The organism is Vibrio nomapromontoriensis (genome assembly GCF_050337205.1).
Lineage (GTDB): Bacteria > Pseudomonadota > Gammaproteobacteria > Enterobacterales > Vibrionaceae > Vibrio > Vibrio nomapromontoriensis.
In genome coordinates this window covers 238280-253791 of sequence record NZ_JAKJSS010000008.1, presented here as the reverse complement: position 1 = coordinate 253791, position 15512 = coordinate 238280, and the positions used below count along the sequence as shown (strand labels likewise).

Sequence of the window (15512 nt, the reverse complement as noted above, 5' to 3'; positions counted from 1 at the left end):
GTTGGGCGAACGAGCTGCAACTCTTAAGCCCGAAATTAAACAATCAATAACTTACAAGGATACCACTATGCTTTCATATCAAGTAGTACTTAGTACCCCTTTTATGACCTACGAGCAGTATTCTCAGTTCACTGGCATGCCCAAACGCACCATTATGGATTGGGTAGCAGAGGGCAAATAACCCATTAAAAGAAAAGCTAAGAGTAAAGAGGCCCCGTTAATCAACATGATTGCGCTGGTCGAAATGGCGAGCCGTGAAACGTTAGAGCTTCAGGGGTAACCCGTGTCTTTCTCTCGAATGGTGCCCACCAAAGAGTATTGTCCACTTTGGCTCAATATTCTCGGCTGGGTTCTCATTTTCTTTTCGTTGAGTTGTATAGAGCTCTTGTGGTTTCGTTTTGTCGCCCTGACCGACGGCGTAATATAGTGTAATGATACTTTTCTATAATAAGTGCAACAATAAAATACGTACAGTGAATAACAAGAATTGATTAAATATGTATTTTGTTAAACAACAAGGGATAAATACAATGAAAATAGTAAAGTCGATAATTATAGTTGCGATAGTTAGTCTGTCAGGTCAAGTATTAGCGAAATCTCATAAGTTCGAAAGTAAACAAGCAATACTTGTCGTATCTAATTGCGGAACAGACACATGGAAAGCAAGTCAACTCGATTGTGCAGATGGTGGCTACCGTATAAATTATAAAGACTCGAAAGCAAGCAATCATGGAATAACAAAAGAAAGTCCAGGTGTCTTCTTTATGTATCAAAGCAGAATTCACGGTCCAAACTGTAAACTTACACTAAAGAGTGGCTCGAAAAGTGTGACTATAAAATACCAGCAGAATTTTGTTGCTGCGGAAGCGGGTGATATTACGTTAAAAGCAACTAGTGGTAGTCAATATGTTGTAAGTACGAATTCTTATACTGGCAGTTACGCTCATGGGGTGCCAGGGGTCGGGGAGGCTTGCTTAGATTCTAAGAGTTAAAATGAAAATAACCTTTGCTCTCTATGAAAATACAGAGCAAAGGTTATAAAGTGGAGTATCAATGCTTGATAACACAATAAGAAACTACACTTTGCTATCAAACAACGTATCTAAGTATTCAGAGATTGGTTGCGGTAGCAAATCTTGAGGGTGGTCGCCGCCAAATGTACCGAGGCCGCTTTTACCTTCGATGATAACAGAATTCACTTCTTGGTCAGCGCTCACATCCCATGTACTAATCTTAACCTCGACTTTATCTGGTTTCCCAGACCATTCCGTTGCTCGATCTTCCCAGTGCATAATGGTTGGGTACAGCAAATAGTCATAGTGTTTTTCTGATGCTGTTGCCAGAGCTGCCCTTAATGATTCAGGGGTAGTGGCTACCGATACATCGTTTGTTTGCGAAATAACCCGAGCTCTAATGATGTTACTCAGCATTTTTCCTGATCCGATATAATATTTTTCTCCGTAGATCCCATCATGTGACAGTGCGATATAAACGGACGAAGAAGAAGCAATCTTATTGGTGCTACTTTGTTCAGATACGTTCAATTTATGAGTGTCAGCACACCCGCTAAGTGCTAAAGCTGAAATAAGAAAGATGTGTTTTTTCATGGAGATGCCCCTATCACCTAGCGCTATGTTTGTAGGTGATTTCATTCGTGTGTTAATGAAGTAGAGGTTATCAGCGCTGAGCTAAATAGTCTGTGAGTCATGTGTGAAGATGTGTATGTCTTTTGCCTAACTGGGCTTCTTGTTTAATGTGTGCGACTGACTTAACTAAAACCCTTGGTGATAAAAGATCGAGCATTAGAAAAGCCCATTCAACATTCGAGTCGCCCAACAGAATGTGCCGAATGTGTTCCTTTCTTTGATATGGGGATACACAAGGTATAAATAATACTGTATATTTAAACAGTACTATTTACGCAATCAAGAGACGACAAGTATGGTTGGTTCAGAGGGTGGGGTTTTATGAATGATGACAGTTCTAATTACCAGTTGATCGATAAAAAAAATGCACTTTTTCGTTTAGATTTCGATTTCAAAAATTATGACTTGGTGCTTAGTCGCGATGATTTATTGAATCTGGAGAGGCTAGGGTACGAAGAGGAAAGAGTGTTTGTATCGAAGAAGGGCATAGAATTTGAAAAACTGGAAGACTCTGTTGCATTCAGTTATTCCGTTCCTAATGGTAAGCGATTGGATGTGTACCCAAGCTTACCTAAGTTCAATGCACTCGTATCAAGTGCACTGAGTATGATGGATTATTAAAGCATTAGATTTAGAGGAGACCCTTACTTTGGCAATTTTACTTTGGCAATTCTAGGTTGAACGTGGCGCATGGAATAGTTGCTGTATGAAAAGGGAAAGGGCATGTCTATATAGACCAGTCTTTTGATTTGTTTGGGCATACTCCCTCCTTGGGCAATCACTCTCGCGTAATCATTTTGTATTTAGCCTGTTATTGCTCTATCAAGCTTGTCAATAACAGCGTAGGATCACGCCACTTTAGACCAAATACTAGGTTTGCATTTAGGTGCATAAAAACTAAATCATGAAATTAACCGCAAAAGCAGCGCGCAATAACGCTTTACTTATTTCCATTACCACGCCGGAATTTAAAGGTGATGAAGCGAAAGAGTCTCTCGCGGAACTTGCTCGTTTAGTAACTACCTTAGGGTTTAAAGTGGTTGGCACCCAGTCGCAAAAGCAAAGTTCGACACAAAAAGCCAGCGTGCTTGGTGTTGGTAAGTTGGCTGAAATTGCTCAGTTGACGGGGTATCAAGGCTCCATAGAAGAAGCGGAGTATGACGATCTTTTTGATGAAACGGATTTTTCTGATCTTGATGCTGAAACCTTGCCTTCTCAAATTGCAGATGTAGTGGTATTTGATTGTGACTTAACGCCATCTCAACTACGTAATGTAGAAAGCCAACTAGGGGTGGAAGTATTTGATCGTACGGGCATAATTATCGAGATATTTAGCCGCCACGCTCGTACCCGTACCGCACGTTTACAAGTTGAAATTGCTCGCCTTAATTACCTAGTTCCACGGCTTCGTGAAACCGAAAATGGCGATAAAGAACGCCAGATGGGTCAGGGTGCGGGTGAAACATCATTAGAGCTCGACCGCCGAAAAGTGCGTGACCAACTAGCAGACTTAAAGCGTGAGCTCGTAAGCGTACAGAGTGAATTGAAGAACCGACGCTCGCAACGTTCTGAGCTATTTTGTGTGGCTTTAGTTGGCTATACCAATGCCGGCAAATCTTCAATGATGCGCGCTCTGACTGCGACGGATGTGGTAGGTGAGGATAAACTGTTTGCGACACTTGATACGACAGTTCGTGCGCTGCAACCCATTACTCAACCTAGGATCTTGGTATCAGATACGGTTGGCTTTATCAAAAAGCTTCCTCACGATTTAGTCGCTTCATTTCACTCAACACTAGCGGAAGCCCATGATGCGTCATTGTTGCTGTATGTTGTCGATGCCTCTGATGCTTCGTTCCGTGCGCAACTTGATGTGGTCCACGAAGTGTTGGGTCAAGTTGGCGTAGAAGACAGTGAAAAGCTGTTGGTATTGAATAAGTCTGACCGTTTGAGTGCAGAGCAACAGCAAGCATTATTGGAAGAGTTCCCTGATGCGATGTTCACGTCCACTCGTGATCCCCTTGATATTAAAAAACTGCATAAATACATTGTTGGTGTGGCAGAGCAGGGGATGATCGAAGAAGAAATTATCGTGCCTTATACCGCTAATGGCGTGGTAGGAGAGATCCGCTCTAGTATGAGCGTGACGAAAGAAGAGTACGATTATGAGCATATTAAATTGACCGTACGCACCAGCGAAATTGAACTGGCAAGGCTGAAAAAGCGCATGCGGAGTTTATAAGCGCGATTGGCTGTGGTGTAGTGTCTAGGTTGGTGCATCACAGCGTTCTGGGGTCAGCTCAAGGTGAGGCGACTCCTTATTTCCTGTCAGTAATCCCTATTGTGAATGGTCTCGTTACTACTGTTAGGCGTTTGGTCGTTAATTATTTTTAATTGGTTTTTCGGGTCCTGATTTTGTTATATTTTGGAATGTGCATCAAATGTAATTGATAATAAACATTATTGGCTTGGGTTGATTGTTTAATTAAGATAAAAGTAAATTAATTATAAATTGATTTGAGATATTCATTACATGTTTAGACTGAGAAGGAAGTGGTATCACCGCGTATTTGGAATAAGAGAAATTTGGTTTGATCAGAATAAACGGGTGTTTTACGTTTGGAAGGTGTCTTCATTTTATGAACATGTTGCTGTCTTTTATCATTCCACTTTTAAATCTAATCCTACAAAACATAATTATTAGCTAATAAGCGGTTTCGATTAAAGTGGCTTTGTTAAGTATTATTAATATTCGCACCATATACTACAAAGACTTTGCTTCTACTATGCGCTCCGTGCTCAGCAGCGAGCACTAACATTAAATGCAATCGGAATACCGCATTCAGTTGAAGTCAAAAGTCATATTCAAAATGGTCGTGGCGCAATAGCGTCATGGTCAGGCAGAGGTTAATCTGCCTGTGATTTCTGTCAATTTATAGCGCTACGTATTTTGGGGTGGTATAGAGAAATACGTTTGAATCTTATTGCGCAACCACATATTCGCTGGGCTGTTACGTTCCCTATTGTGGGCAACCAACTGATAGTGAACCGGAATTCCAGTAAACGGCGTATCTAAAACCTGGGTATCAAATTTATCGGCAAACATGTGAGCGATACTTCTAGCGATGGTGGCGACACAGTCACTTGCCGAAACCATCGACATTTGCGATACCAGTGAGGTACATTCTGCGGCTACCATACGGTCGTGTAACGCTTCTTCGGTAAAATAATCCGCTAAATACGCATCCTCCCTGCGTAACTTTAATGTAATGTGCTTTTCTTGGTAATATTGCTCTTTGCTAATAGTGCCGTTAATTCGTGGGTGAGCGTTGCGCGCAATGATGCAAACATCATCGGTAAATAACGCTTCGGTAAAATAAGACGCAGAAGAGTAGTTGGTAAAATCAATCGCTAGATCGGCTTGATGTTGATTTAAACCTTGAAATAGATGTTCTTCGTTAGCATGCGCCGGTTGCAGCTCAATCGACACATTACCTAACTGCGTATCGGCTTCAATTTTTGGTAGCAGCATCAGCATAATCGGTTCGGAAGTATAAACAACAAACTTTCTAGGATGCAGAACAGAAAAGCCTTCTAAGCTTTCTAGCGCGTTATTAATTTGAATGAGCGCAGGCTCTACTTGCTTAATGAGTTCCTGAGCGTGTTGTGTGGGGGCAATGCCTCGTCCCGAGCGAACAAATAAAGGGCTACCGACTTGTTTTTGTAATCGCTTTAGTAAACCACTGACACCTGGCTGTGTGAGTCCCATCTCATCGGCGGCGCGAGTTATTGATTGATGACGATAAACAGCGACAAACACTTTTAGCAGATTGAGATCAAAGTCATTAAACATTACGGCCTCATACATAACAAAACATGATGTAATAAATACAGTTTCATGCATATATTGTTATGTGTCAAACCTTTAAATTAGCCTCATATCCAATATCGAATGATAAAGAGGTTCCCTATGAAAACTCGTTTTGCTCCTTCAGTCCTATCATTAGCTGTTCTCGTGTCGTTTGGCGCTGCGGCCAATGATTACGCTTCTATCGACACATATGAAGGCAAACCAGCATCCGCGCATACCGCTATGGCCAATGCAGCGGTTGCTAAGATTTTACCATGGGAAGATACATCTGCATTTGAGCGCACTAAACGTGGACTCATTGCGGAATTTGGCACTCACGAAGCCGGGGAACTTAAACAGCGCTTTAATTATATGACGGATATGTCAGTTGATGACTTACCCCCTTCGGTTAACCCGTCTATTTGGCGTCAAGGTATGCTCAATTACGCGGCTGGTGGTCTCTATGAAGTCACGGACGGTGTATACCAAATCCGTGGTGCAGACTTATCAAATATGACCATCTATCGTACTGACAACGGTTATGTCATTCACGATCCACTACTTTCACGCCAAGCAGCAGCGGCTTCTTGGGACTTTGCCAAGCAGCATCTCCCTGCTATTAATGGTGAACACAAGATCACTGGTATGATCTACTCTCATATGCACGCTGATCACTTTGGTGGTTCACGTGGCATCGTAGAGTCTGGTGACTTTGCTGATGGTGCGAAAATATACGCACCTAAAGACTTCATTAAAGAGCTGGCCGATGAAAATGTGATTGCAGGGACTGCGATGGGGCGCCGCGCAAACTATCAATATGGCACGACGCTAGATAACAATACAAAAGGCATAGTGGATAACGCGTTAGGGTTAGGGACTTCTCGCGGTGAAGTGACGTTAGTGGCGCCAACTACGGAGATTCAAGAGCGCGAAAAAACCGTGACTATTGATGGGCTAGAGTTCCATGCGATTAATATGCCTGGTGCAGAAGCGCCGGCAGAGATTGTTTTGTATGTTCCGCAGTATCGTTCGTTGAATACCGCAGAGCTTACCTATGATGGTATGCACAATATCTACACTTTCCGTGGCGCTAAAGTGCGTGATTCATTGGTATGGACGAAATACCTAACAGAATTGAAGCTGCGCTTTGTTGATAGCGGTTTAGTCGACAATATTCATGCAGCTCACTCAGCGCCAGTGTGGAATAACGCCGATACTGACGTGAACGAAATCTCACAATATATGACGCTACAACGTGATAACTATGGCTTTATTCATAACCAAGCGATGCGTTTAGCTAATCATGGCGTGACGATCCATGATGTAGGCCGTGAAATTGAGGGTATAGTACCTCAATCTCAAATTGATACTTGGCATACTAACGGCTACCACGGCTCATACAGCCATAATGCTCGTGCCGTTGTTAACCTTTATTTGGGTTACCACGACATGAACCCGGTAAATACCAATCCGCTGCAGACTCAAGACCAGTCTTGTGTCTACGTGAATGCTGCAGGTGCAGATACGCTCTACAAAGCAGGTATGACGCATTTTAAAGCGGGTGAGTACCAAGAAGCGTCTCAACTGTTCAATGACCTAGTGCAGTGCGACCCGAATAATATCGATTACCGTTTTGCATTGGCCGACAGCTTTGAACAACAAGGCTACCAATCAGAAACCATGGCATGGCGTAACAGTTATCTGCAAGGTGCGGTAGAGCTGCGTACTGGTGATATTCAGCCATCAATTAAACTGGCGTCATCGGATGTGATTGCTAACACGCCAACTGGCATGTTCTTAGATTTCATTGCGGTAAGCATGAACGCACCAAAAGCTGAGGCGGCGGGATTGGACTTTAACTTCGGTGTTTACCACCCGGATCTTGAAGAGCGTTACTACGGTGAAGTATCTAATGCCAATATGTCGAACATTGAAGTAGACGCTATTCCTGCGGTTGATTTTGAACTGATTATCAACAAAACAGACTTCACCAAAGTCGTATTAGGTGAGACGACATTGGACGAGTTATTTAAATCCGGTCAAGCAGGCGTTAAAGGTGATGCTTCACTACTTAAGCAGCTAGCAGGTACGCTTGATAAGTTCGACGGCATGTTTGAAATCCTACCCATGCCAACAAAGTAATTTATTATAGCCTAAGTAGAAGCCTCGCATCGTAGCGGGGCTTTTTCCGTCTCTTCAAATAAAAATACAGCAGGTCAGTCAGTTAAGTCTATTACTCCTACGTATTACTAATTTCTTTTTAATACGCTAAAAAACACTTTGTTTTTACTATGCGCCCCGTGTTCAGCAGCGAACACCGAAAACCAAATGCTACGGGAATACAGCATTCAGTTGAAGCGCAGAGTCATGTTCTAAATGGCCGTCGCTTTGTAAAGGGCGGAAGGATTATCGCCAACTTAATCATCCTTTACCTTTTAGATACAAAGAGTTTTATAACATGAAAAAATCTTTACTAGCGTTCTCTATCCTTTCTGTTGTTTCTGCCTCTTCAATGGCGTCTTCCGTTGATTATAAGTTTATGGCTGGTGCTGACACCAAAGGCAAAGCAGCGTTAGCCGCTGAAATCATCGCCTATGATGTTATTTTGGGTGTTCAAGGGAACTTTGCGACATCAGAAAGTGAAGAATATTCTGTATCAGCAGGCGCTGAGTGGGAAAAAGGTGGCTACACAAAGAAAAACGAGCAGTACTCAATCTATACGGGCTATCGTTTTAATAGTGACTTTGGTTGGGCAGAAGGTATATCGATTAAAGGCGGAGCGACAATCAGTACCAGCAAAGTGGATGCTTATGTTCGTGGAAATGATGTTAATGGCAATTTTAGTGAAACGGCAAGTGGAAAAGATACGCGTGTGGTTCCATTTATTGGTCTTGGGTATGGGTTCGGAAAATCTGGTTGGTCTGCAAACGTTCACCATACCTTCGCGAAAGATAGTAACGTTGAAATGAAAGACGGTAAATCAAAAGGTCAAGAAACGGTAAGAATTCAGCATGAAGCACGTACGACGTTTATGGTCGGATATTCATTTTAAACAATAGACTGACAATGGAGTGCTTTTAAAGATAAAGCCAATGTCGATCGTTGCAGAAAGGTGCCCCGGTTTTTACACCGGGGCTTTTTTGGCCAAACGACTTATTTCCTAACCAAAAACTTTTAAAATGAGTTCATCATGCCGTTGCACGTTCTGGTTCGACGATATTCAAACGCTTGCCGTAGGTAGGGCGGATCGCTTGCATCACTTCTAAGCGAGAGATACTGCCGACGAGTCTTCCGTCTTCAAGCACGGGTAGTACTTGTGGTTTGTTCACTTTCATTGCTTTTGCACGCTCTTCTACAGAAGCTGTGGTTAAGTTTGTGGCATAGCCCATAGATGATGTTGGGTACAACTGCTCTTTATCGATACACAGCGCTTCTATAACGTTGACTAATGTCTCTTTCGCGTTAATCGCGACAACATCACGGTTCATTAGGTCGACGACTTTCTGATCCTGTTGCGGAAGGTAATTCTCGCACCATAGATCCACCATTGCATCGTGCACAGAAAAGAAACCAATTAAACGCCCATGTGCATCCACGACAGAAGCACTGGTTTGATTGTTGTCTAATAGGGCATCCAGTGCGACGGAAGTGAGTGTTTCGGCACTAAGAGCAATAGGTTGGTTGTTCATAATGTCTTTTACAATGATGTTGTTCATATCTGGTTCCCTTAATCTTGTTATAAGCCGCTATTTAAGTGAGCCGCTTTGGGTTGTTTGCGTGCCGATACGACTAAACATAAACGTGATAATGTCGGCAGTTGCTGTGTTCGAAACTAGATTAAGGGATGATTACCTGTTGAGTAAAATGGGTAATATTGACTAGGGTGTTCAACATAATTGATGGCCCAGTGAAGCTCGCTATGACGGGGTTTACGGCATATTTTGGCCGGGAGTTTAGTGATTTTTTTATGTTCGCGCAGTCGCCTATTGGGTCAGTTATTTTATCAATAACAAAGATGAATATACGCAGTAAGAATCTTTGATGTTGACGTTATTTGACCGTTACAAGCAATGTCATCTCTAGCTATTCCTATTCCTATTCCTAGCGCGTGTCGATTAGGTTTTAGTGAGCGTGTTCGTTTCTAAGTCTTTTGTTGGCTATAGGTGTGAGTCGTTGTGCAACGCTCTATATGTCCTTAAAGGGATGGTGATGGATATTGTCGTCTTTAAAATGGTGCTCCTTTGTACCTTGGGGCGGTTGGTAATTGATTAATCAAAAAAGCCGTTGAGCGGTATGAAAAGGTGGCTAGCGGTAAGCTACTGCGAGTTATTTGTTATTGGCTGTATGTGTAGTGAGGGACGTTTGTTAGTCTATCTGTTTCCAGACACCTATTATCGGGTTGGGCTTTAGGGTAGCTAAGTGGCGCTTAATGAACGTAGCGATTTATTCGTGGTCGAATATCAAATGTCGAATCCAGCAGAAATACAGCCAGCGAGAGTAGTAGGGTTATGAGGGGGGTTGGAACGAGGTAAAGGTTTTTTGAAGGACTAGAAATAGGGTAGCCCCAGCTTTTACACTGGGGCTTTTTTGGCCAAACGACTTATTTTCCAACCAAAAACTTTTTAACTTTTACTGCGATGTGAGCATTAAGCGGTTTCTAAACTGCGCTCGACCACATTGAGTCGCTCACCGTATACTGGACGAATCGCTTTCATGACGTCTCCACGAGATAGCACGCCAACTAATCTTCCATCGTCTAGTACTGGCAGAACATGTGGCTTATTCACTTTCATCGATTTAGCACGCTCTTCTAAAGACAATGTCGTGTAGTTAGTCGCGATACCCATTGAAGTGACAGGGAACAGTTGCTCTTTATCAATACAAAGGAATTCAGCTACGTCGACCAGCTTTTCATTGCAGTGAATAGCAACAACATCACGGTTCATGAGGTCTACCACTTTTTGACCTGCTTTCGGGTTGTAGTTCTCACACCACAAATCAACCATTACGTCATGAACCGAGAAGAAACCTACCAATCGTCCTTCAATATCTACAACTGGCGCGCTGGTTAGGTTGTGGTCAAGAAGTGTGTCTAGCGCAACAGCTGTCAGTGTTTCAGCACTTAGCGTTACGGGTTGGTGAGTCATGATTTCTTTTACGACGATGCTATTATTCATAGTGCTTTCCTTAACTGACATTAGAGTGGTTGTTTGCGTGATTGCAGTGACATTCGCCGCTTTTAATTGCGGTCTACGGTAGATGCTCCAGTTGGCCAGCCCCACTAACACGGCGCCTCCGACGATATTGCCGAGTGTCACTGGAACTAAATTATTAGAAACAAAGTGGAATGGTGTTAAATCGGCATACTGGCTAGCGCTGACGCCGACCGATGCCCAGAATTCAGCTGGCGCAAAATTTTGGATAACAATGCCAAGAGGAACCATAAACATATTGGCAACACAGTGCTCAAAGCCACTGCTAACGAACATAGCCACAGGCAAGATGGTCATCGCCGCTTTGGTCATGGCATTAGCGGAGCTAAAGGTAAGCCAAATAGCTAGACACACCAAGAGGTTACAAAGTACGCCCAGAGCAAATGCCTGTACCCATGAATGATGCAACTTATGTTGTGCGATATTGAGGGCATTAAGACCCCACTGACCGTTGTCCATTTGGTACAAACCAGCGGCAGAAACAATAAGTAATAAGAACATCGCGCCAATAAAGTTACCGACGTAGACTTTCCCCCAAACCGACAGCATTTTGCCGAAGGTGATTTGTTTGTTTGCCCAGGAAATACTAGAAAGCACTGAGCTGGTAAATAGCTCACCTCCACAGATCACAATAAGAATTAGGCCCATACTGAAAGCCAAACCGCCAGCGAAGCGGCTCATGCCCCATCCTGCGTCGGCGCTACCCGTCGTCACAGTGATATAGAATAAAAATGCGAGACCGATAAAGGCGCCAGCCATAATGGCTAGGCTCATTGTCATGCCGCTGGTTTTCTTAGCCTTACTTAATGCAAACTTCTCTGCTTCAGCCATCATTTCGACAGGAGAAAATAAGAGGTGATTATCGGAGTTGGAAGTTGCCATGGGTTACTCCTTTTCAATTAGTGTGTGTAGTCGTTCGCTCATTTCATAACTCCTTAATCTATTTGCGAAAACAAGGCTGATTGCCGTGTTCGAAACTAGATTAAGGGAGTTTATGGTTAGAGGTAAAATTGATAATTTTTAAAAACCACATCAAATTTATTGATAAGTGCTGTGCACTAGGTAGAATAAGGGTTTCAAGGGGTAACACATTGTTTTCTTGTTATTTTGCATGGTGGCTCTATAACGTGAGTTGGTGGTTAATTGACCGCTAAAAGACACTGGCAATAACGGATAAGAAAACTTGATGTCCTCAAATGACATAAACGCACAGTGAAGAGCGTTTATTTGTATCAATTTCATTATTTTGACCTGTAGTAAGGAACAACTATGCGGTACTCATTAAAACAACTCGCCGTATTCGATGCCGTGGCTGATAGCGGCAGTGTCAGTCAAGCTGCAGATAAATTGTCTTTAACTCAATCTGCTACCAGCATGTCTCTGGCTCAGCTAGAAAAAATGCTTGGTCGCCCACTTTTTGAAAGACAAGGTAAGCAAATGGCCCTCACGCACTGGGGAGTTTGGCTTAGGCCTAAAGCAAAACGCTTATTGCAAGATGCGCAGCAAATTGAGATGGGTTTTTACGAGCAACACTTATTGAGTGGAGAACTCAAATTGGGGGCGAGCCAAACGCCTGCGGAGCACTTGGTTCCGGATCTCATTAGTGCCATCGATAATGATTTTCCAGAAATGCGCATCACGTTAGGTGTGCAAAGTACCGACTCTGTTATTGAAGGGGTGTTGGAGTATCAATACGACTTGGGCATTATTGAAGGGCGTTGCGATGATAACCGAATTCACCAAGAGACATGGTGTCGAGATCACTTAACCGTGGTTGCTGCTGCGCATCATCCGTTTGCAAGACGCGACCGAGTCAGCCTTTCTCAACTTGAACAAGCTCGCTGGGTGTTAAGAGAGCATGGTTCAGGTACACGTAAAATATTTGATAGCTCCATCCACCATCTTATTGGCGATCTCGATGTTTGGCGTGAGTATGAGCATGTTCCTGTACTGCGAAGCATGGTTGCCAATAGCCAGTATTTAACTTGTTTACCTTATTTAGATGTAGAGCGTTTCATTGAGGCAGGGCAGCTGGTGGCTCTAAATGTCCCTGAATTAGAAATGGAGCGAACATTGTCGTTTATTTGGCGTGCGGATATGGCAGAAAATCCACTTGCGGAATGTGCTAAACGTGAAGGTATGCGAATGATGAAAGGTCGTCCATCAATCTTGTAGTGTGATGCATGTCTTGTTTTTGATGTAACATATCAATTGGCACATTAATTGGTGGGATTTTGATCACTTAATGTTGGCGATCTTTTGGCTATTGTAGTGCCTGTGTTTACAAATACTGGTGCAAAGTAATGAGTCAATTGATCGCAATTTCGCTAACGACAGGTATTCTTTCTGGAATTTGGGGATGGATTGCCATTTCGTTTGGTTTGCTTTCATGGGCTGGATTTCTGGGTTGCACTAGCTATTTTGCCTCTCCGACGGATGGTGCTAAAGGATTGGCTAAAAGCCTATTAACCAATATATCTGGCGTTGCGTGGGCATTGATCATTATTCATGGCTCCTCGCTGATCAATATGGAAATTGCGGGTTATGTAATGACCGCACTGGTTTCATTTTGTATGTGTATCCAGGCTAAGCGTGCGTGGCTTGCTTATATTCCTGGTACTTTTATCGGAGCATGTGCGACGTTTGCAGCGGATGGAAATTGGCAATTAGTGGTGCCTTCATTGGTGTTAGGTGGTCTGTTTGGCTATGCAATGAAATCCAGTGGATTGTGGTTACATGCAAACATTGCGCAACGAGACGCTCAGCTATTAAAGCAATAGAATCTGAAACGTTCAAACTGACAGCTGAAAAGGCAAGTAACTTACATACTGTAAGGGCTCATCAAGATTAGTGATGAGCCCTTTTTGTTTCGGTGATGTCGTCATAAGCAGTAGCGATACGAGAGGAGTTCGCTACCGATACTGTCATTGGTGTTATTGATGCTTTTTTGTTTAAGATATTGAAAGTGTTATGTATTCCCGTTAGCCATGGTAATCACCCGCTTGAGGATCCAACGAATGAGCAGCGGAATGCTATCGACTCCTCGGTCCTCACACTCCCCAACAATCGCCAAAGCGAGATCGGGTTTGGCGAACTTTTTCAGCACTCGCACAACCACTTTATGAGGCGGAATTGGGTGGTCATTAGGAATCTTGATTAACCCCTTAAAAAAGTCTTCAAACCCATTGATATACAAGTAATGTTCAATATCACGCTCGGGTAATTCGGTTAAGTGATGGCGAGGGTGCTCTCCGTCGAGCTGATTCATCACTGCCGCTGCGTATTTTTTCCCAGCCGCATCGCCATCGGTGACTACATGCCAATCGATACCAAAGGTTTTGGCCACTTTGATCAGAGATTTCAATCCGGACTGTGCGAACTCTATGATTTGCACGCCTTCTGCTGCTAAATTATAACCGCTCAAATTGGCCAGTTCATTGAACAGCCATACCTCAGTTTCACCTTCGACCAGTAGCCAGCAGCGAGCAAATAGTGCCCGAGAACGATGAAAGCGAATATGAAAGCCAACTCGCCGCAGCTCGTCTTTCGATAAGTGTTTGGTGCTTAGACTGGTCGCAACCGTGCGGTCTGACTGACGAACCAAGCGACGTATGGACTGTATGGGCACCGTGCCTAATAAATCACTACTGTTGGTCGTCAGGATTTTTTGCATGGGGAGCATTTGTAATAAGCTCCATGCACGAGACAGGTGGGTAGGGTGTAGGCGACCTTCCGGATCTTCTAATATCAGTATAGGTCTAGCACAGCGGCGGAGGTCATTAGGCCCTTTGGCTTGCAAATACGCATTAAGTAAACCGAGCAGAAGTAAACGAGTTTGATGATTCTTAGTTTCGTCGATAATGTTGACGAGATTTTGTTCAGAGTGAGGGCGGCTAAAAAAAACACCGTCGCGGTTTTTGGTGGCAGTGTCTCGGGAGTGGCTTTTAAATGAGAAGTAATGCTCAACCAAATCGCGCATGGTATTCAAGCTGCTTTTTATTTCACCTTTATTAACGTGCCCCGGCACGGCGAGAAGGCGGCGGCATGTGTTGTTAATTCGTTTCTCTGCTCGTGAATTGTGCAAGCGCTCTAATTCCATAGGATGACGGAAGCGACGTGAATCCCTAAGTCTAATCACAGGGTGTAATGTCATCAATTCTTGGGCAATTTTTTCTGAATGGTGAAGGCGTAAAGTCTGTCCTTGCGTATCCAAAAAGGCGTAGTGTTGTGTCACGTTGTACGCTTCGAGTGTGGCACTAATGCGGTAGTAAAACCGATATGCTCCGTTTTCGTCGACTTGCCATACGGGTTTTAATTTTCGGTATCGACCAGTAAGCGTTTCATTTTTTTCAGTAGAGACAAAAGAGAGAACAATTTGTAGGTGGCGAGTTTGTGGATGTGAGACAGAGTGGTCGACATGGAAATCGGTCATTTCAAACTGATAGAGTTCGCCATCTGAAGGTAATACCACGCAAATTGCATCCAGTAGCGACGACTTGCCCCAAGTGTTTTCACCAATGAGCGTGGTTAAATCGTCTAATGCAAGAGACAGGCGCTTTATGCCTCGGAAACCAGATATATCGATTCGTTCTAATTTCATCCAACTCTCCCGAGTGTTTCGCAAAAGTTATCTAAGTAAAATCGTAGCGCGGTGCTAACTATCTATCTAAATTATAAGAAACTAATTCCAATTTTGTTGGATGTTTGCTCATAAAGTTATCTAATAACCTTAGATATTTAGTGTGATGTATATCTTACTAAGACCTGTATAATGCTTTGGTGATTTCAAAAAATTCATTTGAA

General features: G+C 43.2%; 11 protein-coding genes and 2 pseudogenes. 8 read left to right on the top strand and 5 right to left on the bottom strand.

Annotation, left to right across the window (positions count from 1 at the left end):
* The first annotated feature begins 67 nt into the window (after window positions 1-67).
* Window positions 68-280: pseudogene (locus L4D05_RS08990) on the top strand (hypothetical protein).
* A gap of 250 nt (window positions 281-530) precedes the next feature.
* Window positions 531-992: a hypothetical protein gene (locus L4D05_RS08985; protein WP_428793706.1), complete on the top strand. Its 462-nt coding sequence runs from the start codon at window positions 531-533 to the stop codon at window positions 990-992.
* 84 nt (window positions 993-1076) lie between these two features.
* On the opposite strand, the gene L4D05_RS08980 is transcribed toward L4D05_RS08985, so the two are convergent.
* Entirely contained in the window at window positions 1077-1607 is a 531-nt protein-coding gene (locus tag L4D05_RS08980; RefSeq protein WP_428793705.1) for a DUF4823 domain-containing protein, read from the bottom strand.
* Between the two features lie 360 nt (window positions 1608-1967).
* Here L4D05_RS08980 and L4D05_RS08975 point away from each other — a divergent pair, with 360 nt between their 5' ends.
* Complete coding sequence (locus L4D05_RS08975; protein ID WP_428793704.1) at window positions 1968-2267, top strand: hypothetical protein; 300 nt, start codon at window positions 1968-1970, stop codon at window positions 2265-2267.
* A gap of 283 nt (window positions 2268-2550) precedes the next feature.
* Window positions 2551-3888, top strand: coding sequence for a GTPase HflX (gene hflX, locus L4D05_RS08970; protein WP_428793703.1), 1338 nt, complete (start codon window positions 2551-2553; stop codon window positions 3886-3888).
* 699 nt (window positions 3889-4587) lie between these two features.
* On the opposite strand, the gene L4D05_RS08965 is transcribed toward hflX, so the two are convergent.
* Complete coding sequence (locus tag L4D05_RS08965) at window positions 4588-5499, bottom strand: LysR family transcriptional regulator (protein WP_428793702.1); 912 nt, start codon at window positions 5497-5499, stop codon at window positions 4588-4590.
* Window positions 5500-5616: 117 nt separating this feature from the next.
* Between L4D05_RS08965 and L4D05_RS08960 the strand changes: the two genes are divergently transcribed.
* Window positions 5617-7638 carry an alkyl/aryl-sulfatase gene (locus tag L4D05_RS08960; RefSeq protein ID WP_428793701.1) on the top strand — a complete coding sequence of 674 codons (2022 nt, stop codon included), beginning with the start codon at window positions 5617-5619 and terminating at the stop codon, window positions 7636-7638.
* A 316-nt stretch (window positions 7639-7954) separates the two neighbouring features.
* Window positions 7955-8548 carry a hypothetical protein gene (locus L4D05_RS08955; protein WP_428793700.1) on the top strand — a complete coding sequence of 198 codons (594 nt, stop codon included), beginning with the start codon at window positions 7955-7957 and terminating at the stop codon, window positions 8546-8548.
* A gap of 136 nt (window positions 8549-8684) precedes the next feature.
* On the opposite strand, the pseudogene L4D05_RS08950 reads toward L4D05_RS08955, so the two are convergent.
* Both L4D05_RS08950 and focA read right to left on the bottom strand, forming a co-directional pair.
* Window positions 8685-9236: pseudogene (locus tag L4D05_RS08950) on the bottom strand (CBS domain-containing protein); the annotation flags it as partial.
* 906 nt (window positions 9237-10142) lie between these two features.
* Entirely contained in the window at window positions 10143-11591 is a 1449-nt protein-coding gene (gene focA, locus L4D05_RS08945) for a formate transporter FocA (protein WP_428793699.1), read from the bottom strand.
* A gap of 387 nt (window positions 11592-11978) precedes the next feature.
* Here focA and L4D05_RS08940 point away from each other — a divergent pair, with 387 nt between their 5' ends.
* Both L4D05_RS08940 and L4D05_RS08935 read left to right on the top strand, forming a co-directional pair.
* A complete protein-coding gene (locus L4D05_RS08940) occupies window positions 11979-12884 on the top strand; it encodes a LysR substrate-binding domain-containing protein (protein WP_265674017.1) in 906 nt (301 codons plus the stop codon).
* 128 nt (window positions 12885-13012) lie between these two features.
* Window positions 13013-13489, top strand: a complete 477-nt coding sequence (locus L4D05_RS08935; RefSeq protein ID WP_428793698.1) for a DUF1097 domain-containing protein — start codon at window positions 13013-13015, stop codon at window positions 13487-13489.
* A gap of 188 nt (window positions 13490-13677) precedes the next feature.
* On the opposite strand, the gene L4D05_RS08930 is transcribed toward L4D05_RS08935, so the two are convergent.
* Window positions 13678-15309, bottom strand: coding sequence for an ATP-dependent endonuclease (locus tag L4D05_RS08930; RefSeq protein WP_428793697.1), 1632 nt, complete (start codon window positions 15307-15309; stop codon window positions 13678-13680).
* Window positions 15310-15512: the final 203 nt, after the last annotated feature.